Source organism: Roseateles sp. P1_C1_2 (assembly GCF_056406535.1).
In genome coordinates this window covers 59,203-81,599 of record NZ_JBFUAB010000022.1, presented here as the reverse complement: position 1 = coordinate 81,599, position 22,397 = coordinate 59,203, and the positions used below count along the sequence as shown (strand labels likewise).

24 protein-coding genes are annotated in these 22,397 nt (G+C 69.0%); 6 read left to right on the top strand and 18 right to left on the bottom strand.

The genetic code is table 11. The features are described 5' to 3' along the window. Positions 1-33 precede the first annotated feature (33 nt). The 11 genes from AC1D2H_RS21670 to AC1D2H_RS21620 form a co-directional block, all read right to left on the bottom strand. Positions 34-381 carry a histidine triad nucleotide-binding protein gene (locus tag AC1D2H_RS21670; protein WP_477933521.1) on the bottom strand — a complete coding sequence of 116 codons (348 nt, stop codon included), beginning with the start codon at positions 379-381 and terminating at the stop codon, positions 34-36. A gap of 12 nt (positions 382-393) precedes the next feature. Further along, positions 394-762: a DUF4870 family protein gene (locus tag AC1D2H_RS21665; RefSeq protein WP_477933523.1), complete on the bottom strand. Its 369-nt coding sequence runs from the start codon at positions 760-762 to the stop codon at positions 394-396. Next, positions 759-1,097 (bottom strand): phosphoribosyl-ATP diphosphatase, encoded by a 339-nt coding sequence (locus AC1D2H_RS21660; RefSeq protein WP_478012411.1) that lies wholly within the window; start codon positions 1,095-1,097, stop codon positions 759-761. The genes AC1D2H_RS21665 and AC1D2H_RS21660 overlap by 4 nt, the downstream gene beginning before the upstream one ends. Then, positions 1,090-1,479, bottom strand: coding sequence for a phosphoribosyl-AMP cyclohydrolase (gene hisI, locus AC1D2H_RS21655; protein WP_477933527.1), 390 nt, complete (start codon positions 1,477-1,479; stop codon positions 1,090-1,092). Before hisI ends, AC1D2H_RS21660 begins: the two co-directional genes overlap by 8 nt. A gap of 4 nt (positions 1,480-1,483) precedes the next feature. Further along, on the bottom strand, positions 1,484-1,909 hold the full coding sequence (locus AC1D2H_RS21650) for an NUDIX domain-containing protein (protein WP_478012410.1): 426 nt from the start codon (positions 1,907-1,909) through the stop codon (positions 1,484-1,486). Continuing rightward, positions 1,906-2,772 carry an ATP-binding protein gene (locus AC1D2H_RS21645; RefSeq protein WP_477933531.1) on the bottom strand — a complete coding sequence of 289 codons (867 nt, stop codon included), beginning with the start codon at positions 2,770-2,772 and terminating at the stop codon, positions 1,906-1,908. Before AC1D2H_RS21645 ends, AC1D2H_RS21650 begins: the two co-directional genes overlap by 4 nt. Before the next feature lie 23 nt (positions 2,773-2,795). Further along, positions 2,796-3,425: a nucleoid occlusion factor SlmA gene (gene slmA, locus AC1D2H_RS21640; RefSeq protein ID WP_477933532.1), complete on the bottom strand. Its 630-nt coding sequence runs from the start codon at positions 3,423-3,425 to the stop codon at positions 2,796-2,798. Between the two features lie 10 nt (positions 3,426-3,435). Continuing rightward, a complete protein-coding gene (locus AC1D2H_RS21635) occupies positions 3,436-4,122 on the bottom strand; it encodes a response regulator (RefSeq protein ID WP_477933534.1) in 687 nt (228 codons plus the stop codon). Positions 4,123-4,202: 80 nt separating this feature from the next. After that, a complete protein-coding gene (locus AC1D2H_RS21630; RefSeq protein ID WP_477933536.1) occupies positions 4,203-4,886 on the bottom strand; it encodes a pyrimidine 5'-nucleotidase in 684 nt (227 codons plus the stop codon). A 59-nt stretch (positions 4,887-4,945) separates the two neighbouring features. Beyond that, positions 4,946-5,851, bottom strand: a complete 906-nt coding sequence (gene argB / locus AC1D2H_RS21625) for an acetylglutamate kinase (RefSeq protein WP_477933538.1) — start codon at positions 5,849-5,851, stop codon at positions 4,946-4,948. A gap of 47 nt (positions 5,852-5,898) precedes the next feature. Further along, positions 5,899-6,123 (bottom strand): hypothetical protein, encoded by a 225-nt coding sequence (locus AC1D2H_RS21620; protein ID WP_478012409.1) that lies wholly within the window; start codon positions 6,121-6,123, stop codon positions 5,899-5,901. A gap of 77 nt (positions 6,124-6,200) precedes the next feature. Here AC1D2H_RS21620 and AC1D2H_RS21615 point away from each other — a divergent pair, with 77 nt between their 5' ends. From AC1D2H_RS21615 to AC1D2H_RS21590, 6 genes are all read left to right on the top strand, one after another. Next, positions 6,201-7,094, top strand: coding sequence for a cation diffusion facilitator family transporter (locus AC1D2H_RS21615; RefSeq protein ID WP_477933542.1), 894 nt, complete (start codon positions 6,201-6,203; stop codon positions 7,092-7,094). 172 nt (positions 7,095-7,266) lie between these two features. Continuing rightward, a complete protein-coding gene (locus AC1D2H_RS21610; RefSeq protein ID WP_478012408.1) occupies positions 7,267-7,953 on the top strand; it encodes a choice-of-anchor J domain-containing protein in 687 nt (228 codons plus the stop codon). 83 nt (positions 7,954-8,036) lie between these two features. Further along, positions 8,037-8,588, top strand: a complete 552-nt coding sequence (locus tag AC1D2H_RS21605) for a post-PEP-CTERM-1 domain-containing protein (protein WP_477933546.1) — start codon at positions 8,037-8,039, stop codon at positions 8,586-8,588. Next, a complete protein-coding gene (locus AC1D2H_RS21600) occupies positions 8,585-10,030 on the top strand; it encodes a PA domain-containing protein (RefSeq protein WP_478012407.1) in 1,446 nt (481 codons plus the stop codon). Before AC1D2H_RS21605 ends, AC1D2H_RS21600 begins: the two co-directional genes overlap by 4 nt. Before the next feature lie 69 nt (positions 10,031-10,099). Continuing rightward, positions 10,100-10,540, top strand: coding sequence for a D-aminoacyl-tRNA deacylase (gene dtd, locus AC1D2H_RS21595; protein WP_478012406.1), 441 nt, complete (start codon positions 10,100-10,102; stop codon positions 10,538-10,540). Beyond that, the gene (locus tag AC1D2H_RS21590) at positions 10,540-10,893 is read left to right on the top strand and encodes a cupin domain-containing protein (protein WP_478012405.1); all 354 of its coding nucleotides are present in this window, start codon (positions 10,540-10,542) and stop codon (positions 10,891-10,893) included. The genes dtd and AC1D2H_RS21590 overlap by 1 nt, the downstream gene beginning before the upstream one ends. Here AC1D2H_RS21590 and AC1D2H_RS21585 read toward each other — a convergent pair. From AC1D2H_RS21585 to AC1D2H_RS21555, 7 genes are all read right to left on the bottom strand, one after another. Then, a complete protein-coding gene (locus AC1D2H_RS21585; RefSeq protein ID WP_478012404.1) occupies positions 10,890-14,174 on the bottom strand; it encodes a hypothetical protein in 3,285 nt (1,094 codons plus the stop codon). The two genes, AC1D2H_RS21590 and AC1D2H_RS21585, sit on opposite strands and share 4 nt — an antisense overlap. Beyond that, a complete protein-coding gene (locus tag AC1D2H_RS21580; protein ID WP_478012403.1) occupies positions 14,171-14,893 on the bottom strand; it encodes a carboxylesterase family protein in 723 nt (240 codons plus the stop codon). The genes AC1D2H_RS21585 and AC1D2H_RS21580 overlap by 4 nt, the downstream gene beginning before the upstream one ends. Then, complete coding sequence (locus AC1D2H_RS21575; protein WP_478012402.1) at positions 14,890-17,847, bottom strand: glucosidase family protein; 2,958 nt, start codon at positions 17,845-17,847, stop codon at positions 14,890-14,892. Before AC1D2H_RS21575 ends, AC1D2H_RS21580 begins: the two co-directional genes overlap by 4 nt. Beyond that, positions 17,844-18,656 carry a carbohydrate ABC transporter permease gene (locus tag AC1D2H_RS21570; RefSeq protein WP_478012401.1) on the bottom strand — a complete coding sequence of 271 codons (813 nt, stop codon included), beginning with the start codon at positions 18,654-18,656 and terminating at the stop codon, positions 17,844-17,846. The genes AC1D2H_RS21575 and AC1D2H_RS21570 overlap by 4 nt, the downstream gene beginning before the upstream one ends. After that, entirely contained in the window at positions 18,653-19,549 is an 897-nt protein-coding gene (locus tag AC1D2H_RS21565) for a carbohydrate ABC transporter permease (RefSeq protein ID WP_478012400.1), read from the bottom strand. Before AC1D2H_RS21565 ends, AC1D2H_RS21570 begins: the two co-directional genes overlap by 4 nt. Then, on the bottom strand, positions 19,546-20,814 hold the full coding sequence (locus tag AC1D2H_RS21560) for a sugar ABC transporter substrate-binding protein (RefSeq protein WP_478012399.1): 1,269 nt from the start codon (positions 20,812-20,814) through the stop codon (positions 19,546-19,548). The genes AC1D2H_RS21565 and AC1D2H_RS21560 overlap by 4 nt, the downstream gene beginning before the upstream one ends. A 153-nt stretch (positions 20,815-20,967) precedes the next feature. Next, positions 20,968-22,395, bottom strand: a complete 1,428-nt coding sequence (locus AC1D2H_RS21555) for a glucoamylase family protein (protein ID WP_478012398.1) — start codon at positions 22,393-22,395, stop codon at positions 20,968-20,970. Positions 22,396-22,397: the final 2 nt, after the last annotated feature.

The window sequence follows — 22,397 nt, the reverse complement described above, 5'->3', positions numbered from 1 at the left end:
CGATCGTGCTCAGCCCTTAGGTTTGGTCACAACTCAGCCTTTCAACCAGGGACGCGGGCCGCCCATCACATGCAGATGCAGGTGCAACACCTCCTGACCGCCGTCGGGACCGGTGTTGATGACGTGGCGGAAACCGTTGGTGACGCCCAGTTCCTTCATCAGCCGCGGGCCCAGGGCCGTCATCTTGCCCAGCAGCGCGGCATCGGCTTCGGTCACATCGCCCATGGACGCGATGTGGCGCTTGGGGATGATGAGGACGTGGACAGGCGCCCAGGGATGGATGTCGTGGAAGGCGAGGACGTCTTCGTCCTCATAGGCCTTCTTGCTCGGGATCTGGCCGGCGACGATCTTGCAGAACAGGCAGTTGGGGTCGTGAGTCATCTTTTGCTCGCTTCAGACCGGCATGGGCTTGCCGTCGTTCCAGTTCAGGAAGCCCTTGACGATGCGGTAGAGGAACCAGATGCCGTCTACGGCGAGGATCACGAAGCCCACGCCCAGCAGCAAGGTGGCAAAGCCCAGGACGCCCCACACCAGACTCCACCAGAAGGTGCGGATCTGCCAGGTGAAATGGCTGGCGTAGACGGTGTCCGCGGCGTCCTCGCGCTTGATGTAGTTGATGATGATGGCGACGACGCCGGTGAAGCCGGTGAAGAAGCTCAGCGCATAGAGGGCATAGACCACCATCGTCAGCTGCTTGAGGCTGGCCAGCTTCTCGTCGGGCGCGCCGACACCCAATGCCACGGGGCTAGGATCATTGTTCATGGCGCTTCTTTCGTCGGCGGGTTGCGGGACGCAAATTCTTCCAGGCCGGACAAGCCCTCGCGACGCGCAAGTTCCCTGAGCACGTCCTCGGGCGTCAGGCCGAAATGGGCCAGCGCGACCATGCTGTGGAACCAAAGATCGGCCACTTCATAGACGACCTTCTGCGGGTCGCCATCCTTGGCGGCCATGACGGTCTCGGTGGCTTCTTCGCCGACCTTCTTCAGGATGGCGTCCAGGCCCTTGTCGAAGAGCTTGGCGACATAGCTCGTCGTCGGATCGGCGCCTTTGCGGGAGGCGATGACCGCGCCGACGCGGTGGAGGATGTCGTCACTCATAGATCTTGCTCGGGTCCTTCAGGACCGGCTCGGTGGCGCTCCAGACGCCGTTTTCCAGCTTCTGGAAGAAGCAGCTGTGGCGGCCGGTGTGACAAGCGATGCCCGGCTCGTGGCCCAGCTGGGTGATGGTCAGCAGCACGACGTCGTTGTCGCAGTCCATGCGGATGGCGTGCACCTGCTGGAAGTGGCCGCTCTCCTCGCCCTTGTGCCAGAGCTTGGCTCGCGAACGGCTCCAGTAGACGGCCTGGCCGCGCTCGGCCGTCAGCGCCAGCGCCTCGCGGTTCATCCACGCGAACATCAGCACGTCGCCCGTGCCCTGCTCCTGGGCGATGACGGGCACCAGGCCCTTGTCATCCCATTTGATTTCGTCCAACCAGCTCATGGTTTCAGTCTAGGTGAGTGGGGCCGACATGGCCGCGCTCCGCGGCGAACCAATCCAGCACGGGGAAAGTGCCCGGCAGCACCGGCTTCACCTGCACGGGCAGATTGGCCCAGGCCATCTGCTGGTTCTCCAGCATCTGGAACTCACCCGTCCACTCGAACACCTTGCAGAAGTTCAGCCGCACCAGTGCGTGGGGGTAGTCGAAGATCTCCGTCTTCCACGGGTAGGCGGCAGCTATCTCGATGCCGATCTCCTCGCGCAGCTCGCGCGCCAGCGCCTGCTCGACGGTCTCGCCCGCCTCGACCTTGCCGCCCGGGAATTCCCAGTAGCCGGCATAGACCTTGCCCTCGGGGCGCGAGGTCAGCAGGAACTGGCCGTCAGGGGCGACGAGAACGCCAACCGCCACTTCGGTGATGGGACGTTCACTCATTCGGCCCGCCCCGCCATGTCGCGCGCGAATTGGTAGGCCACGCGGCCCGACCGCGAACCCCGCTCCAGGGCCCAGATCAGGGCCTGCTGGCGCGCGCCTTCGATGGCGGTGTCGTCGAGGCCGAAGTGGCGCAGCCACTGCGCCACGATGGCCAGGTATTCGTTCTGGCTGAAGGGATAGAAGCTGATCCACAGGCCGAAGCGCTCGGACAGCGAGATCTTCTCTTCCACCGCTTCGCCGGGATGGATCTCGCCATGCTCGCCATGGGTGCCCGAGAGGTTGTCGACCATCTTCTCGGGCAGCAGGTGGCGGCGGTTGCTGGTGGCGTAGATCAGCACGTTGTCGGTGGCGGCCGCGACCGAGCCGTCGAGCACGCTCTTCAGCGCCTTGTAGCTGGCCTCGCCTTCGTCGAAGCTCAAGTCGTCGCAGAAAACGACGAAGCGCTCCGGGCGGGCGGCGACCTGTTCGACGAGGTCCGGCAGGTCGACCAGGTCGGCCTTGTCGACTTCGATGAGGCGCAGGCCCTGGGCCGAGAACTCGTTCAGCACGGCCTTGATCAGCGAGCTCTTGCCCGTGCCCTTGGCGCCCGTCAGCAGCACGTTGTTGGCCGGCTTGCCGGCGACGAACTGGGCGGTATTGCGCAGCAGACGCTCCTTCTGCGGCTCGACTTCCTTCAGATCCGACAAGGCGATGCGGCTGATGGCACGCACCGGCTCCAGGCACAGCGCGCCGTGCCGTCGGCGGGCGCGGAAGGCGGTGGACGCGGCCCAGTCGGGCGGCTTGGCGGCGTGGGGCAGCACCGCTTCGAGGCGGGTCAGCAGGCCCTCGGCGCGGACAAGGAAAGATTCCAGAGCGGCAGACATCGCCGCAGTTTAGGCCGGCAGGCTCAGGCGATCGCCTTGAGCGAGGCTTCCAATTGCTCGGTCGGCAGCCGCTTGAAGCCCGAACGCGCATAGCGCTGCAGCCGGCCGATGATGAAGCTCACCCAGACCGAAGCCTGGGCGTTGGCCTGCACGGTCGGCGTCAGCGAGCCCTGCGCCTCGGCCGCGGTGCGCAGCACCTGGCGCAGCGAGGACTCGATGCGGTCGAAGAACTGGTTCATGCGCGCCACCAGGCGCTCGTTCTCGTAGACGAGGGCGTCACCCACCATCACGCGTGTCATGCCGGGGTTCTTCTCGCCGAACTGCAGGATGACGCTGGCGATGCGCGCGGCCTTGCCGGGCGGCGGCAGGGGGTGCGGCGAGTCGGCGATCTGGTTGACCAGGCCGAAGACGCTGCCCTCGATGAAGTCGATCAGCGCCTCGAACATCTGCGCCTTGCTGGCGAAGTGGCGGTACAGGGCCGCCTCGCTGACGTCGAGCTTGGCGGCCAGCGCCGCCGTCGTGACGCGGTCGGCGCCCGGCTGCTCCAGCATGCCGGCCAGCACCTGCAGGATCTGCGTGCGGCGCTCGCCGGGCTTGGGGCGCTTCTTCGGGCTGGAAGTGGGGTTGTCGGCGGCGGGCTGGTCAGCGTCCATGCCGACGATGCTAATCGCGCAGCCAGCCTAAACGGCGCGCTTCGTAGATCGCTTCCACCTTCGAACGGACGTGCAGCTTGCGGTAGACCCGCTTGACATAGGTCATCACCGTGTGCGGCGAGACCTGCATGAACTGCGCGATCTCGTCGAAGGTGAAGCCCTTGGCGGCCAGGTGCAGCACGCGCGACTCCTGCTCGGAGAGGGCGACGACCTCTTCGTCCGCCATCGTGGCGGCCATCGCCTCGGGCGACGGGCCGGTGGAGCCCTGGCTGCCAGGCGCCAGGCGCACCAGCAGACGGCGGGCGATGACGGGGCTGATGGGACTGCCGCCAGCGCGCAGCGAGCGCAACTGGCCGGGCAGGTCCAGCGCCAGGCTGTCTTTCAGCAGATAGCCGGTGGCACCCGCCTCGATGCTGGCCACCACATGCTGCTCGTCGCCAAACACGGAAATGACCATGACCTCGCACTGCGGCCGTGTCTGGGCCGCATGGCGGATCAGCTCGATACCGCTACCACCAGGCAGGTCCAGGTCGACGAGGAGGACGTCGGGCTGGAGTTGGTCGAACATGCGCCGGCCCTGGGGCAGGTCGGGCGCGATGCCCAGCAATTCAATGTCGGGCACGCTGCCGAGGGCATGCGTGAAGGCCTCCCGGAAGCGGGCTTGGTCTTCGACGATCAGGACCGAGAACGGGGACATGGACTCTGTGGGACTCTTCAAAGCGGGGAACCCCCATTGTCCGACGAAGATTCCCCCTCAGCCATGCGCGTCTTCCTTCATTACTGGGGGGAACGTAACAACGCGGCCAGCGAGCGTACCCGCCGGTCCACATAGGCGGGGCGGTGCTGCAGGCGCCGGCCATCGGCCGCCTTGCGCAGCCAGCGTTGCATCCAGACCGTCCCCATCCCCAGGCTGCGGGCCGCTTTCTGGTGGATCAGCGTGTCCTCGACGAGGATGCACTGCTCCGGTCGCAGCTTCAGCCGCGCCAGCACGATGCGGAACATGCGCGTGTCGGGCTTGGGGCGGGAGTGGCCGAAGATGATCATGTCCTCGACGCAGATCAGCCGCTCGAACACGCCGGTCAGGCCGATGGCCGCCAGCACGCGCTCGGCATAGCTGCGCGGCGCATTGGTCATCAGCAGCTTGCGCCCGGGAAGCCGGCGCAGCGCGGACAGGTCGTGGCCATGGCCGTGCAGATGCGCCTCCAGCCCGGGCAGCCTGTGCGTCTCGCGGAGGAAGTGGGCCGGCTTCACGCCATGGTGGCGCTGCAGCCCCGTCAGCGTCGCGCCATAGCGCTGCCAGTAGACGGTGCGCAGCACGGCGGCCTCCTCCTCGGTCAGGCCGAGGTAGGTGACCATATAGGCCGACATGGAGGTGTTCAGCTCGGCGAACGCGCGGTGCGAGGCGTTGTGCAGCGTGTCGTCGAGGTCGAACAGCCAAGTCTTGGGGCTTCGTCGACTCATCGTGAGCTGATCATCGCAAGTCCTCCCCTTCGGCTCAGACGCGGCACGAGCATTTCGTCTCATCGAGACGAAATCATCGTGCCGTAGGCCTGATCCGTCAGGATCTCCAGCAACATTGCATGCGGCACGCGGCCGTCGATGATGTGCACGGCATTGACGCCGCTCTTGGCCGCGTCGATGGCGCCGGCGATCTTGGGGATCATGCCGCCGCTGATGGTGCCGTCCTCCACCAGCTCGTCGATGCGGCGCGGCGTCAGCTCGGTCAGCAGCTCGCCCTGCTTGTCCAGCACGCCGCGGATATTGGTCAGCATCAACAGCTTCTCGGCCTGCAGCACCGTGGCCAGCTTGGCGGCCACGACGTCGGCGTTGATGTTGTAGCTCTCGTTGTGCTCGCCGAAACCGATGGGGCTGACGACGGGGATGAACTGATCGTCCTGCAGGGCCTTCACGACGCTGGGGTCGATGGCGACGATGTCGCCGACCTGGCCGACGTCGTGCTCCTTGCTCGGGTCGTCCTTGTCCAGCATGCGCAGCTTGCGGGCGCGGATCATGCCGCCGTCACGCCCCGTCAGGCCCACGGCCTTGCCACCGGCGGCATTGATGAGGCCGACGATGTCCTGCTGCACCTGGCCAGCCAGCACCCACTCGACGACTTCCATCGTCTCCTCGTCGGTGACACGCATGCCCTGGACGAACTCGCCCTTCTTGCCCAGGCGGCTCAGTGCGCCTTCGATCTGCGGCCCGCCACCGTGCACGACGATGGGATTCAGGCCGACGAGCTTGAGCAGCACGACGTCCTCGGCGAAGTCCTGCTGCAGGGCCGGGTCGGTCATGGCGTTGCCGCCGTACTTGATGACGATGGTCTTGCCGTGGAACTTGCGGATATAGGGCAGGGCCTGGGAAAGGATCTCGGCCTTCTCGCGCGGCGCGATGTGGGAGACGTCGGTGGCGTGGGGGGTGGTCATGGCTGCTCCGGGGGGACTTGCCGTCATTCTAGGAAGGGCCCGGGCACTCAGGCCCGATCCTTGAACACCAACTTGCATTGGCGCTTGTAGGCCCACCAGGCCGAGAGGCTCGCCGTCGCCAGTGCCGACAGCGCCGCCCAGGTGGCGACCGACGCATAGCCGAAGCCGGTGTCGCGGCGTTGCAGCCATTCGACGGCGCCGAGCAGCGCCGCGGCCAGCAGGAAGACCTGCACGAAGCGCAGCAACCAGAACCTCTCCAGAATCTTCGCCACTGCGGGCCCCGCGTCGAACAAGAAGGTGGGCGGCATTGTTGCCTGCCAGGGCCCGCACCATGGCGAGAATGCGGGGCATGCAAGCCAGCGCCTATCTGAAGCTCTCCATCGCGACGGCCCTCGTGACGATCGCCCTGAAGACGGCCGCCTGGTGGTGGACCGGCTCGGTCAGCCTGGCTGCCGATGCGCTGGAATCCCTCGTCAACCTGGCCGGCGCGGTGTTCGCGCTGGCCATGGTCACGCTCGCGGCCCAGCCGCCGGACGAAGGCCACCCCTATGGCCACCACAAGGCGGAGTATTTCTCCAGCGGCTTCGAAGGCATCCTCATCATCGCGGCGGCCCTGGGCATCCTGTGGGGCGCCGCGGACCGTTGGCGGCACCCGCAGCCGCTGGAGTCCATCGGCCTGGGCGTGACGCTGGCCGTCGTCAGCTCGGCGCTGAACGGCTGGATGGCCTGGGCCATGCTGCGCAAGGCGCGCGAGGTGCGCTCGGTCGCGCTGGCAGGCGATGCGCGCCACCTGATCACCGACGTCTGGACCTCGGCCGGCGTCGTGGCCGGTCTGCTGGGCGTCATGGCCACCGGCTGGCATTGGCTGGATCCGCTGCTGGCCGTCATCGTGGCGCTCAACATCCTGCGCGAGGGTGTGCACCTGATGCGCGAATCCACCGGCGGCCTGATGGACCAGGCCCTGGACGCCGAATCCATGGCCGAGGTGATGGCGGTGCTGGATGGTTTTCTCCATCCGCATGCCATCCGTTTCGATCACATCGCCAGCCGCGTGGCCGGCCAGCGCCGCTTCGTCGACCTGCATATGCACATGCCGGCGAGCTGGACGCTGGGCCGCGCGGCCGCGCTGCGCGTGGACGTGGAGCAGGCGCTGATGAGCGCGGTGCCGGGGCTGCGCGCCAGCATCCAGCTGCTGCCCATGGACGTCGAGGCCCACACCATGGACCAGGAAGACCTGCTGTGATCGCCGCGCCGCAAGCCCTCTCTCGCCCCTGATTTCCCATAGGCGCAAAGTCCTGCCGGCGCCACCTCGGGATCGCAATTTTCGGGAATGTCCCGCCCCGCGACTTGGGGTTGTTGCTGGCGGCGGTGGGACGTAGTGTCAGCGCCATTGCGGCCGAAATGGGGTCTTCATCATGAAGCAGCTATTGGCAGGACTGGCGCTCGTCGCGCTCGGGGCACCGGCGCTGGCCATGCCGACGTTGGTCGAAGGCTTCGACGACATCAGCCTGCTGGGCGCCGCCGGGTGGAACCAGATCAACAACAGCAYGCCGGGCGGCAGCACGAGTTGGTTCCAGGGCGACAACGTCAGCAGCTTCCCGGCCAGCTCGGGCGCCGCCAACTCCTATATCGCCTCCAACTTCAACGCCGCCAGCTTCGGTGGCGCGATCAGCAACTGGTTGATCACGCCGATGCTCACCCTGCACAACGGCGATGTGCTGAGCTTCGTCGTGCGGGTGGCCGGCAGTGGCTTCCTCGATACGCTGGAAACCCGCCTGAGCCTGTCCGGCGCCAGCAGCGACGTCGGCGCCACCACCTCCAGCTTCGGTGACTTCGCAATCCTGCTGGGCAGCTATTCGTCGACCAATGACGACGGCTGGGTGACGCAGAACTACACCATCTCCGGCCTGGCCAGCGACACCCTCGGGCGGCTCGCCTTCCGTTACGTGGTGGGCGACACCTCGGTGGACGGCAACTACATCGGCGTGGACACCGTCCAGGTGAACGCCGCCGCTCAGCGGCTGCCCGAGCCGGGCACGCTGGCGCTGAGCGCGCTCGCGCTCGCGCTGGCAGGCCTGTGGCGGATACGCCGCCGAACCTGAGCTTCGTTCGGCCGCGCTGGCCGACCATCACGGCCCACCGGCGCCGGCCCTTTGTCTAAGTCGTGAACTAGCAAGGAGCAAGCATGGATCTGCATACCTTCCATTTGCGGCCGGTATCCGCCGCGGCGTCGGTGGCCTTGATCATGCTGGCGGCGCCAGCCTGCGCAGCGGAAGGCCCCGCAACCGACAGCGCATCAGGCCAGGCCGCCAGCGGCATCATGAGCTTCCCGCATGTGCGCGTGATCAATGCGCCCGTGGCAGGCGCGGGCAAGGCAGCCCAGCTGCCAGCCCAAACGCCCGCGATGACCGCCTTCATCGACCCGGCCACCGGCCAGCTGGTGCAGCCCACGGCCGAGCAGGCGGCGGCGCTGCAGGCTGCTGCCGCCGCTGCCGCTGCCTCGCGGCAAGCGGCCAAGACCAACGGCCGCGCGCGTGCCATGGCCGTGACCCAGCCCACCATGCTCTACGGCCCCGACGGCAGCGTGGGCATGACGCTCGACGACAGCTCGGCCAGCTATGCGGTCGCGCGCAAGGACGCCAAGGGGCGGCTGCAGCAGGCCTGCGCACCCACGGCAGAGGCCGCCATGGCGCAACTCGAGGCCGCCGACCGGGCAGCAAAGGGAGGGCAAAAGTGAATCACCACCTCACCGCAATCCCGGCGCGCACGGTGCTCCGCGGCGCCCTCCTCGGCGGCATCGGCCTGGCCTTCTCCGCCCTGACCTTCGCCGCTTCGACCATCGTGATCGTCAATGGCGATCCAGCCGGTGTCGGCTTCAATGACGCCACCCCGGCGGCACCCGTGGGCGGCAACCCCGGCACCACCCTCGGCCAGCAACGCCTGAACGCCTTCCAGGCTGCCGCCAACACCTGGGGCGCCACCCTCACCAGCAGCGTCACCATCCGCGTGCTGGCCACCTGGGAAGCCCTGACCTGCACCGCCACCGGCGCCGTGCTCGGCAGCGCCGGCGCGACCGAAGTGTTCCGCGACAGCCCCAGCATGCCGGTGCCCGGCACCTGGTTCGGCAAGGCGCAGGCCAATATGTTAGCTGGCGTCGAGCTTGACCCCGCGACCGCCGACATCCGCGCCCGCTTCAACATCAACCTGGGCCAGGCGGGTTGCCTGACCGGCATCTTCTTCTACCTCGGCCTGGACAACAACCACGGCACGAACGTCGACCTGGTGACCGTGCTCACGCATGAGTTCGGCCATGGCCTGGGCTTCCAGACCTACACCAACGCCAGCAGCGGCGCACAGCTCGCGGGATTTCCAAGCATCTGGGACCACTTCCTGCTGGACGCGGCCACCGGCAAGCTCTGGAAGAACATGACCAATGCCGAACGGGCCGCCTCGTCGCTCAAGAACGGCAAGCTGGTCTGGACGGGCAGCAACGTCAACGCCAACCTGGCCACCGTGCTGCAGGCCGGCACGCCGCTCCTCAGCATCAGCATGCCGGCCTCGGTGGCGGGCAACTACTCGGTCGGCACGGCTTCCTTCGGGCCGGCGCTGTCCAGCCCCGGCCTGACCGGAGAGATCATGCCCGTGGTCGACACGGCGCCCAATCTCGGCCTCGCCTGCAACCCGCTGTCGGCGGCCAATGCCCTGGCGGTCACGGGCAAGATCGCGCTGGTCGACCGCGGCGTCTGCACCTTCAACGTCAAGGTCAAGAACGCCCAGAACGCCGGCGCGATCGCGGTGATCGTGGCCGACAACGTGGCCGGTTCACCGCCACCCGGCCTGGGCGGCACTGACGCCACCGTCACCATCCCGTCGGTGCGCATCACCCAGGCCGACGGCGCGGCGCTCAAGGCGGCGTTGGCCACCCGCACGCGCACGCGTTCGGGCATGTTCGCCAACCTGGGCGTGGATCTGTCGGTGCGTGCCGGTGCCGACGGCGCCGGCCGCATGCTGATGTTTGCGCCCAACCCCTTCCAGGGCGGTTCGTCCGTCTCGCATTTCGACACCAGCGCCTTCCCCAACCTCTTGATGGAGCCATCGATCAACGGTGACCTGAGCCACTCGGTCGTGCTGCCCAAGGACCTCACCTACCAGTTGCTCAAGGATATCGGCTGGCTTTGAAGGGGCGCTGGGGCCGGGCGCCCCGCCCTGTGCTGCAATCCCGACAGGATCACAGCACAGGAGGAGCACTTGATCAGTCTGCTGCAGCGCGTCGCCCAAGCGCGCGTGGAGGTGGCCGGCCGCGTCACCGGCGAGATCGGCCAGGGTCTGCTGATGCTGGTCTGCGCCGAGCCGACCGACAGCGAAGCGACGGCCGAGACGCTGATTGCCAAGGTGCTGAAGCTGCGCGTCTTCAGCGACGACGCCGGCAAGATGAACCGCAGCCTGCAGGACGTGGCCGGCGGCCTGCTCATCGTCAGCCAGTTCACGTTGGCGGCCGACACCAGCGGCGGCAACCGGCCGAGCTTCACCGGCGCGGCGCCGGCCGAGCAGGGCCGGCGGCTTTACGAACACACGCTGGCATTCGCGCGCAGCCAGCATGCTGTCGTCGCCAACGGCGAGTTCGGCGCCGACATGCAGGTCCACCTCGTCAACGACGGGCCGGTGACCATTCCGATGCGGATGGGCTGATGGCCAAGATCGTCCACATAGCTTCGACCACCGGCCTCGAGCCCGTGCTTGACCAGCCGCGCGAAGACCGCCGCCTCAGCGGTGCGCCGCGGCGCCAGACCTGGACGCTGCACGAAGCCGGCCCGATGAGCGCCGGCATCTGGGCCTGCGAGGTCGGCCGCTGGCGCATCGTCTTCCCCGCCGGGCGCCAGGAGTATTTCCACGTGCTCGAAGGCCGCGTGCGCCTGCACGGGCCGGACGGTGCCGTCGACATCGGCCCGGGCCAAGGCGGCGTCATCCCGCCGGGTTTCGAGGGCGAGTTTGAAGTGCTGGCGCCGGTACGCAAGCACTTCGTCCTCGTCGACGTGGGCTAGCCGAGCTCGATCGTCCAGCGATTCACGCTGCCCGGCGCCGGTCGCGCCAGCGCCAGCGCGCCCATGCGGTAGGCATGCGGGCGGCGCAGGGCGGTGATCTCCTGGCCCGACTCGTCCCGCACACGCACGACGCCGTGGCCGCGCGGGCCGACGCGGTAGCTCAGCTCGAAGCGCAGGTCCGCCAGCGTCAGCTGCACGGTCAACCCGTCCAGCACCGCCGGCATGACGGGGTCGACGACGAGGCCGCCCTGCTCCAGCCTCAGCCCGAGCAGCGAGTTGATGACCAGGCCCAGCGCAATGCCCGGGCCGCTGGAGTAGATGCGCCAGCCACCGTCCAGCGCCACCTCGCCGGCCAGCGCACGGCCATAGTGGGCCTGGGCCTCGTAGCGGTCGGCGAAGGCGGCGTCGGAGCTGGAGTAGTAGCAGTTGGCCTGGCGCCGGCTCGCGCTCGGCACGCGGTCCGTCAGCGCGATCGGGTGGGCAAGCGTGAGCGCGTGCAGGAAGGCCTCGGCGTGGCCGAGGTGGGCCAGCATCTGCGCATAACGCAGATGGGCATGCATATACATGATGCCGATCTCGCGGCCGAAGAAGGTGCTGGTCTCGGCGCGCTGGAAGAGCTGCGAGGGGCCGCCGCGATAGGGCAGCGGCGCGTCGAACAGGCGGGCGCCATCGGGGCCCTTCAGGTGCAGCTCGATCAAGGCCGCCTGCACCGCCGCCTGCTCGGGCGTGAAGAGCTCGTCGATGACGGCATGCATCATCGGCAGCAGGCTGTAGCGCAGGCCGGTGCGCGTGTCGCGCGGATGGATCCACAGCTCGCGTTCGCCCTGCTCGGGGAAGAGTGCATAGCCGGCGACGACATCGTCCTGCACCAGCAGGCGCTGGAACTCGGCGCGCACGCCCATGGCTTCGGCCGTCAGCGCGGCGGCTGCATCGGCGCGGCCGAGGCGGCCCAAGGCCGTCGCCAGCGTGTGCAGCATCTGGTGGTGCAGCGTGACCGTCCAGGCGCTGCACAGGCGCTCGCGCAGGGCCGGGTCGGCCGGCTGCAGCGAATCGTTCCAGTCGCCATGCCAGTAGGCGGCCAGGCCCGTGCCGGGCACGACGCGCTGGCGGATCAGCGCCAGCGCTTGCTCGACATGCGCAGCCAGGCTGACTGCCTCACCACCGTGGAAGGGCAGCACCTCGTCGAGCAGACCGGCGTCGCCGCTGGCGATCAGGTATTGCGCCAAGGCCAGCAACGGCCAGAAGACGATGTCGCCATGCGAGTCACCGGCACGGATGTTGGACTCGCGCTCGAAGAACATGAACCACTGCGGCCAGTCGCCGTCGGGGTTCTGGGCCGCGAAGACGCGCAGCAGCAGGTCGCGCACGGGAGCGGTCTGGCCGAGCGCCAGCAGCATTTCCAGCGGCCCCTGGCAGACATCGCGCGTGCCCCAGCCGCCACCCGAATACTGCTCAAGGCCGCGCGGCGACAGATAGTGCACCAGGGCGTTGTGGGCATACCAGGGCAGGATGTCGCTGAGCTGCGCCAGGGCCGGGTGCTGCCATTGCGGCAGCGTCAATGGCTGAGCGGGTGGCGGCAAGGTCTCGAGCAGCTCGCCGCGCAGCGTCAGTGAAAAAGCATGGGCCGGCGAGAAATCCAGGCACAGCAGCGGCTCGCCGCGGCTGACACCGTCGTCGAACAGCCGGCCGTCGTCGCCGACGATGGACAGGCCCGGCGCTTCGACGACGAGGCCGCCGCCGGGGAAGCGTTCCGCCAGCTCGCTGCCCTCGGGCGGTGTGATGCGCAAGCGGTAGTCGCTGTGCTCCCACACAGGCTTGGCCGACGCGGCACCATCATCACCGCCGACCGCCAGGTTGATGCTGGCCCGCAGGCGCAACGCGCGGCCCTTGAGCACACGCAGGCTCAGTGCCATCGCATCCGGCGCGGCGCCGGCCGACGCGATGACCTCGATGACGCCGGTATCAAAGGCATACAGCCAGCGGCAGCGCTGCGGCTGGATCTCGAAGGCCGACGGCAGGCCAAGCAGCTCCCAGTCGCAGGCTTGCTGCTGCACGAACAGCCGCAAACCGGCCGTGCCGAACAGGCCGAGCAGGCTGCGCTGAGTGGACAGCAGGCGGTTGATGCTGACATGGCCCTGGGTCAGCATGGAATGGAAGACGCCGCCCATCCAGCAGGTGGACGTCAGCGCGCCCTCGTCGGGCACGAGGTGGTCGCCGCTGCGCAGGATGTGGCCATGCGGTCGCTGCACGAGCAATTCCTTGGCGCGCAATACGACGTGGCGGCTCTCATCGGCGAAGAAGCTCAGCAATTGGCCGTCCTGCCACTCCTCGTGGCGGCGCTCTCCGGGCAGCCAGGCCGCCAGGTCCTCGGCGCTCAGCTCGCGGCTGGCCAGCATCTGTGCGCTGGCGAACAGGCTGGGCGTGGGTGCCAGGCCAGGCGCGTCCAGCATGGCAGACGGTTGGGCCTCGGGCAGCGCCAGCACGGCGGGCAGGCGCCCCAGATCGGCATCGCCGCTGGCCTCGGGGTGGTGGGGCTGCAGCGCCAGGAAGAAGCCAGCCGCCGTGCGCTCGCCGGGCGCCAGCGCGATGGCCTCGTCCTGCAGTGCAACGACGGCATGCTCGTGCTGCAGGCGCCGCCCCGGCAGGCCGCTCAGCAGGCCTGGCGGCGGCGCGCCCTCACGCGCGGCATGGCCCCACACCTGGCTGGCGTCGGTCGCGAAGCTGTCGGCGCGGCGCAGCGAACCCGCCAGCAGCCAGGGGTGGCGGCCGCTCTGGGCCTGGTTCTGGCGCGCGGCCAGCAGGGCACCGTGGCGGGGGTGCTGCAGCGGCTGCAGATCGATGTAGTGGCTGACGTAGAACTCGTTGGTGCGCGCGGCGCCATAGTCGGCCAGACCGACGTCCTGCACCAGCACGGGCGAGATCTCGCAGGCGGTGTCGCCCAGATTCGCGGCCTGCAGATGCCAGAACAGCACGGGCTCGCTGGCCGACAGGCGCAATTGCAGCCGCAAGGCCAGGCCCTCCCATTCACCGCGCATCTCGAAGCCGCCTGCATCGCTGTGCACGCTCAGCGGCGAGCGCGGCCCGAGCAGCGGCACGATGCGCCAACCGCTATCGCCCGCCTCGCGGCGGCGCAGCCAGACATTGGCCAGCCCGCCTTCCAGCTCATTGCCCGGAAAGAGGTTGAGCATCAGCGCCGGCCCGAACATCAGCCGGCGCAAGGCGCCGTGGGACAGCAGCTCGGCTTGGAGGCCGGCCGGATTGCTAAGCGAGTGAGCGGTCATGTTTGTCGCTGCGCCAACAGCCAGGGCAGCAGATCGGGGTCTTGATAGGCGGGGGTCCAGGAGTCGTGGCCGACGCCGGGATAGATGGTGAAGCTGACCCGGCCGCCCACGGCGCGCAGCGCGTCGACGCAGGCCTGCTGGCCGGCCAGCGGCACGGCGGTGTCGGCATCGCCGTGATAGGCGCGCACCGGCACCTCGCGCATGGCCTCGACGGAGACCGGGTCGCCGAAACCGCAGACCGGCGCGATGGCTGCGAGGTCGCGCGGATAGGCGCTGGCCCAGTTCCACACGCCGTGGCCCCCGAGGCTGAGGCCGGTGGCGAGGCTGCGCCGGCGGTCCACGTAGAGCCGCGCCTGCAGGGCCAGCATCAGGCGGTGCAGGCGCTCGGGCTGCCAGCGCGCGCCGTCTTCGAGCTGCGGGCTGACGATGATGAACTGCGGGTTCACGCCGCGTGCCGCCCACGACGGCGGGCCGTGGATCTTGACCTTCTCCAGGTCGGTGCCGCGCTCGCCCGAGCCGTGCAGGAAGACCAGCAGCGGCCAGCGCTCGCGCCTCTCGGTGTAGGCGCGCGGCAGCGACACCCACATGCGCTCGCCCTCGATCTCCCAGGCCCGCTGCTCACCAGCGGCCAGGCCGGCAGGTGGCGTCGGCGGCATGGCCGCGCAGGCGCTGAGCAGAGCGGGCGTCGTCAACAGCAATTGGCGGCGGTTCATCGTCATGGCGTGGGCTCCAGCTGAACGGTGGTGGCGTTGGCGGGCAGCGGCAACTCGCGGCCCTGCCAGCTCAGCGCTTGAGTTTCGACGTTAGCGCGCGGCAATGGCCCTGCGCCAGGCCAGGCCAGGCGCATCTCGCCGCCCAGCCGCTCGGGGCGGCGGTCGATGTGCAGCGTCCAGCCGCCGTCGGCGCGCTTGAGCAGGCGATAGTCCAGCCGCCCCCAGGCGGTGGACAGGCCCGCGACGCCGATGTCGCCCGCCTCGCGCCAGCTCGCCGGCAGGCCCGCGCCGAGCACCAGGTCGGTTTCGGTCTCATAGGCGAGCAGGTCCAGGGCCGAGCGCAGATAGTCGGACGAGACCCAGGCATGGGGCATGTCGCCGAGGAAGCCCGGCTTGCGCGCATCCGGCCGCACGACCTCGGCCCACAGGTTCCAGCCCGCGGGGCGCTGGTGGCCGAAGAACCAGGCCAGCAGCCGGTGCGCTTCGTCCGCCCGGCCCAGTCGCACCAGGGCGCTGACATTGCGCAGCTCGTAGGGCGTGTAGTCGGCCCAGGCCTTGCGGCCCTCGATGCGGGCCAGGGCCTCGGCCCAGTAGCGGTCGAAGGTGGCGCGCAACAGTTCGGGCGCGAGATGGCCAGCCTGGGCCGGGTTCAGCGCCATCGTCGTGGACGTCGCATCGAAGTCGCCGCGATCGGCGGCGCCGGCGATGTGGGTGATGCCGTAGTGCTTCGCGGTCGCGGCGATGGAGGCGGCCAGGTCGGCCGCGAACTCGTCGCGCGACACCGCCCAGCGCACGGCTTGCGCCGTGTCGCCCAGGGCCTGCGCGATCTGTACCGCGTCCTTGTAGCCGCGCAGGGCCCAGAAGTCGTCCCAGTAGGCGTAGGCGGCCTTGTCCGAATAGCCCTCGTGGCTGATGGAGGGCGGCATCAGCCCCTTGAAGCGCGGGTCGGCATCGGGCTTGCGCTCGCTCTGGCGCAGAGCTTCCATCCACGCGACGACGCGCTGTACCTTGGGCCAGTGGCGCTCCAGCAGCGCGCGGTCCTGGGTATGGCGCCAAAGTTCGGCGACGGCGAACAGGTATTGGCCGTGGCTGTCGTTCTCGACGACGGGATCGGCGCCGCGCTGATCCACGCAGCAGGGCACCTTGCCGGATTCGAAGATATGGCCGCCGAACCAGTCGACGAACTCCCTCGCCGCCTGCGGCTCGCCCATGCGCACCAGACCGGCCACCATCATGGCGCCGTCGCGCACCCAGGAGCGGGCATAGGAGCGGGTGCCGGGTCGCAGCGCCGGGCCGTCGCGCGACATCAGGATCTGGGCCAGCGCGCTGCGCAAGGTGTCGGCCACTGGCTGGGCCTGCGGCGGCAGCTGCAGCTCCAACACGCCGAGGCGGTCGCGCCATTGCGCGGCGGCCACGGCGAAGCGGGCGTCCAGCGTGGCGGTGTCGCCATTGCCCGTCACCCAGCCGAAGCTGCGCGACTCGCCAGGCGCCAGCTCGACGTCAAAGCGCAGCAGCGCCGAGGGCAGGCTCTCGACATCGCGCAGGTGCGTGAGCGGCGGCGCCTGCAGCAGCGCGGCCAGACCCGGGCCGCTGCTCCAGGGCGCGGCGCGGACTTCGGTGGGCGCCTCGCGCGGCGTCAGGCGCAGTCCCGGTGCCGTCAGCGCGCCCTCGGCCCAATGCAGGGAAGGCAGCGGGCTGATGCCGCCCTGCGTCGACAGGAATTGCTGCGGCGGGTTGACCTGCCAGGGGCGCAGTGCGAGCAGCAGCGCATAGTGCTGCGGTTTCGGCGTCGGGTTGCGCAGCGTGTAGCGGGCCAGCAGCTTGGGATCCTTGGCCGGGCCGTCGGCGGCGGCTTCGACGCGCAGCTCCACGTCCGCATGCCGCCACTGCACGACGGGCAGCGCGTGCTCGACGAGGCTGTGCTCGATGCGCGCCTGAGCCCAGGTGACGAGGCGGCCGTCATCCAGCCGCACAGCGGGTTCGACGCTGGGGCCGCCACGGGCCAGCTCGATGGCGCCGTCTTCGCTGACGAGGCCGGAGCGCTGGGCGCCGCCGTCGACGCCGACGACGGTCCAGTAGTTCTGCTCGCCGAGGAAGGCGCGCGGCAGCTCACCACGCGGCAGCGCGCGGGCGAGCTCGGCGACAGCGGCGTTGCTGTCGGGCCATTGGGCGGCGTCACGCAACTCGAGCTCGGGCGGCTTTTTGCCCTCGTAGCGCAGCCGGATCCAGCGCCACTCCTGCTCGCCGAGGAAGAGGGCCCGGCCGGGGCGTGCGGACAGCAGCTTCCAGCGCCGGTTGTCGTCCGACACCTCGACCCGCAGCGGCGCGCCGCTGGCGAACCACAGGCCGTTGAACTCACGCAGCTGCTGGAAGTCCAGCGTCACCTCGCCGGCACCCTGCTTGCGGCGCGGTTCGGGCCAGGCCTTGGGTGCGGGCTCGCGCGGCTCGCGGCCGATCGCGCCGACACACAGGGCCCCGGCCCCGCCGCCATCCTGCTGGCCGGCGACGACGACGAACTCGATGAACTGGCTGCGCTTGAGCACGCGGTCTTCGGTCGGGCCCCAGGCGAAGGCGATGTGGCGGCGCTTGAAGCGCGTCTCGGTCAGCGTGTCGGGCAGGGCCAGCGCCGGGCGGTGGATCCACCAGACGTTGTCGCCGCTGGCATCGACGAATTTGATCTGCACGTCGTTGCCGGCGGTCTTGCCCTTGAGCTGGGTGGTCAGCGCGAAATCGGCCGGCCAGTCCAGCGGCAGTTCGCGGCGCAGCACGGCATAGCCGGAGACGCCGGTGAAGTCGTAGTCGAGGCAAAGGGAGTCGTCGCGCGCGTCGCGGCGCAGGCTGGCCTTGACCTGGTCGGAGGCCGTCGCTTTCCAGCGGCTGGCGTCCTTCATGTCGTCCAGTACGACGGCGCCCGCGCAGGGGGCGGCCAGCAGCAGCAGGCAGGCCAACAGCTTCTTCATTTCACGCTGCCCATCAACAAGCCCTGCATGTAGTAGCGCTGCAGGGCGACGAACAAGGCCAGCACCGGCAGCACCGTGATGACGGCGCCGGCCATCATCAGCTCGCTGTCCTGCACATGCTCGCGCGACAGCGCGGCAAGAGCGACGGGCAGCGTGTGCATCTCGCCGTCGGTCAGCACGATCAGGGGCCACATGAAGTCGTTCCAGCTGCCGAGGAAGGCGAACACGGCCAGCGTGACGAGGACAGGCTTCAGCGTCGGCAGCACGACGCTCCAGAAGATGCGCCACTCGCCGGCCCCATCCAGCCGCGCCGCCTCGAGCAACTCGTCCGGCACGCCGCGCGCGTACTGGCGCACCAGGAAGATGCCGAAGATGCCGGCCATGCTGGGAATCAGCACGCCCATCCAGGTGTTCACCAGGCCCATGCCCTTGAGCATCAGGAAGAGGGGCAGCATGGCAACCTGGCCCGGAATCACCAGGGCCGCGATCAGCAGGCCGAAGACGCGCTCGCGGTGGCGAAAGCGCAGCTTGGCGAATGAGTAGCCCGCCAGCGTGTTGAAGCTGACCGAGACCAGCGTGCTGATGACGGCCAGGCCCAGGCTGTTGACAAAGGCGCGCTTGAGGCCGCCGTCGCCGAGCAGCTGCTGGTAGTGCGCAAAAGTCGGATGCTTGGGGATCAGCGGCGGCGGCAGGCTCTGGGCCGTGCCGGCCGGCATCAGCGACACGCAGACCATCCAAACCAGCGGGAAGGCCGCCAGCGCCGCAAAGGCCCACAGCAGGCCGTTGACGAAGACCGTTTTGGGCTTCATGCGCCCTCCCCCGTCAACCGGCGCTGCACGGCGATCAGGCCCTTGCTGACCACCACGATGATGACGAAGAGGACGAAGGCCACGGCCGAGGCCAGGCCCAGGTTCCACCACTTGAAGCCTTCCTCGTACATCAGATAGAGCACGCTGACCGTGCTCTGCAGCGGCCCGCCCTGGGTCATCACATAGGGTTCGGCAAAGAGCTGGAAGTAGCCGGCCGTCGTCAGGATGGTGACCATCAAGAGCGTGGGCGCGATGCTGGCGAGCGTGATGTAGCGGAACTGGGCCCAGCTGCGCGCACCGTCCAGCCGCGCGGCCTCGTACAGGTCGTGGGGCACGGCCTGCAGGGCGGCGATGAAGATGATCATGTTGCCGCCGAAGTTCTTCCAGGCGGCGAACAGGATGATGGTGGGCATGGACCAGTGCGGGTCGCCCAGCCAGTCCACCGGATCCAGGCCCAGCGACTGCAGCGTGTAGTTCACCAGGCCGTACTTGACGTGGAAGAGATAGCGCCAGATGACGGCGACGGCGACCAGCGTCGTCACCACGGGGGCGAACAAGGCCGTGCGCAGCAGCGGCTTGAAGCGCACGAGCTTGCTCTGCAGCAGCACGGCCGCAGCCAGCGAGACGCCGATGGACAGCGGCACGCCGAGCACGACGAAATAGAGGGTGTTGCCCAGGGCCTTCCAGAACAGCGGCAGGCCGAGCACGTGCAGATAGTTGTCCAGGCCCTGCCAGCGCAGATTGCGCAAATCGGCCAGGGCATAGATGTCGAAGTCGGTCAGGCTGAGCACCAGGCCGGCGAAGACCGGCACGCCGAAGAAGAGGGCAATGACGATCAACGCCGGGGCGGCGAAGGCCCAGGCGGCGAGCGACTCACGACCGCTGTGCTTCATGCGACGACCTTTCGGTCCAGCATCCAGCGCCGCTTTTCCAGGATGCCGTCGACGAGGGCATCCAGCCGCTTCACCGTCGTGTCCAGGTCGGTCACGCCGTGCACCGCGCGCGTCGCGGCGAGCTGCATCTCCTTCTCGATGCGCTCCCATTCGGGCACGGCCGGCGCTGCGCGTACGCGCTGCAGCTGGCGGTGGAAGGCGGCGGCGTGCCTGTCCTCGGCCAGCGTCGCGCCGTTCAGCGGCAGGGCCCAGGCGCTGCGCCGCGCCGGCAGGTCACCGGTCAGGCGATAGAACTCCAGCTGCACATCGGGCCGGCTCAGATAGCTGATCAACGCCCAGACCTCGGCCTTGTGGCGCGAGCGCTTGAACATCGCGAGGCTGGCGCCGCCAGCGAGGGACGCACCGGGGCCGTTCGGGCCGGGCAGCTCGGCGGTGATCCAGGCATTGGCCAGTTCGGCCGGCAGGCGGCGCTTGAACTCGCCGATGTCCCAGGGCCCGGACATATAGAAGGCGAAGTTGCCGCGGCCGAACTCCTGCCAGAGGTTGCCGATCTGCACCTCGCTGACGCCGGGCGCCTCGCCGCGCTGGAAGCGCTCCAGGTAGAAGCCCAGAGCGGTGCGAAAGCCTGGCGACGAGAAGTTGCCGTAGCGGCCGCCATCACGCAGCACCTCGCCCGGCTGCTGCAGGGCCAGGGCCAGCAGCGGCGCGGACTCGTTGGTGGGCAGCAGCATGGGCTTGTCCATGCCGTGCTGGCGCAACCTGGCCAGTGCCGCGCGCCAGTCGTCCCAGCTCACGGGCATGGACGGGATGCCGGCACGCGCCAGCAGGTCCTGGCGCACGAACATCAGCCGCGTGTCCACATACCAGGGCAGGCCCACGCGCTGGCCACCGGGCGCATTCGTCGCCCAGATGCCGTCGAAGTAGTCACCCGGTACAAGAGCCGGCGTGCGCGCCAGCCAGGGCTCCAGCGCCTCCAGCGCGCCCAGGGCCTGCATCTCGGGCAGCCAGGTGTTGCCGACCTGGGCGAGGTCGGGCGTCGCGTCGCCGGCGAAGGCGGTCAGCAGCTTCTCATGCGCGGCCGTCCAGGGCAGTTGCTCGACCTTCACGCGCACGCCCGGGTGCTCGCGCTCGAAGGCCGGCATCAGCTCGGCCACGACCTCGCTCTCGCGGCCCATCGCCCAGAAGCGCAGCGTGGTGCCGCGCTCTTGCGCGCAACCTGTCAGGGCTGCTGCGGCGGATGCAGTGAGCAGGTCGCGGCGGCGCATGTCAGAAGCTGTGGGCGGATCCGGCGCGCCCGAGCAGGCCGTTGCAGTGACGCCAATCAAGGCGCAAAGCGCAGTCGTAGCTGGGGCTACGGCGAGCATTTGCAACGCCGAGTGGCGGCGCTGCGGCGGGATGAGGGGGCGTGAGGGATTCGTTCACAGCTTCTCTAGCCAGCCCCCGGTGAAGCCGGCGCGCTTGAGGCCGCGCACCAGATGCGCGTTCTTGYGCATGACCTGCCACACCAGCTCGCCGCGGTGGTTGCCCATCATGGCCAGCAGGGGGCCCTGGTCGATGCCCAGCATGTCGGTGTCCACCCAGCCCTTGCCGGGCTCGATGCGGCCATGCGTGAGACGCACGTCGGGGTAGTTGAAGCTGGGATTGAAGGCATCCCAGAAACCATAGCGCCCCCAGGTGTGCGGGTAGCGCTCCTTGATGGCCATCAGCGCCGGGATGACGATCTCGGGCGCGAAGGCGATGGAACTGCCGGCCGCATAGGGCGCCAGCGTGCCATCGTCGTACAGGCCCATGCCGCGGCCGGCATAGCTGATGAAGCGGCGCTTCTCGGTCTTGCCGGCGGTCGTCTTGTAGGCCAGCTTGATGTCGGCCGGGCCGTCGCTGGCGCTGACACCCCAGACCTCGGCGCTGTAGCCCTGCCAGCCCAGCGGGTTGGCGGCGGCGTAGTCGCGCTGCACATAGGTGGCGCGGCGCGAGTTCTCGAAATAGTCCAGGCCCTTGGCACGCATATAGGCGTCGCGAATGCCGCGGAAGTCCACCCAGCAATGCGTGAACTGGTGGCCAAACAGCGGCGGGAAGCGCAGGAAAGTCTGGCCATGGCTCTCGCCCCAGCTGTGCTCGTCGTAGGTGCTGAGCCAGGCGTCATAGGCCTCGGGCAGCACCGGCCGCGTGGGCGAGCCCAGGGCCAGCAGATAGACCATCATGGCCTCGTTGTAGCCCTTCCAGTCGGACGGGATGAAGCCCTTCTCGGGCGACCAGCCGTGGCTGATGGACGGCGGCCGCACCTGGGCCCAGGCCCAGTCGACGCGGCCGTAGAGCTCATCTACCAGCTTGCGGATGGCGGCCTCGTCGGCATGCTCGCCATCGAAGTAGCTCTGGGCATGCAGGGCGCCCATCAGCAACAACGCCGTGTCGACGGTGGACAGCTCGCACTGGGCGAAGCGCAGGCCCTCCTTCATGTCGAGGAAGTGATAGAAAAATCCCTTGTGGCCGGCCACGCCGGTCTTGCCCGGGCCCTGCGGCAGGCCGGCGAAGAAGCGCAGCGTCGTCAAGGTGCGCTCGCGCGCCTGGGCTCGCGTGATGTAGCCACGCGCCACGCCGACCGGATAGGCGCTCAGCGCGAAGCCGACGGCCGCGATGCTGGCGAAGGACGGCGTCGGCCAGCGGTCGGGTGCCAGGCCGGTCTTCGCATCCGTCGTCTCCCAGAAGAAGTCGAAGGTGCGACGCTCGAGGTCGGCCAGGAAGGTGTCGGCCGCGGGCGCCGCCGTCTCGGCCCAGCTGGGCAGGTTGGCGGCCAGGGCAAGGCCGGCGCCGTGTGCAAGGACGGCGCGTCGGGTCAGCAAACTCATGA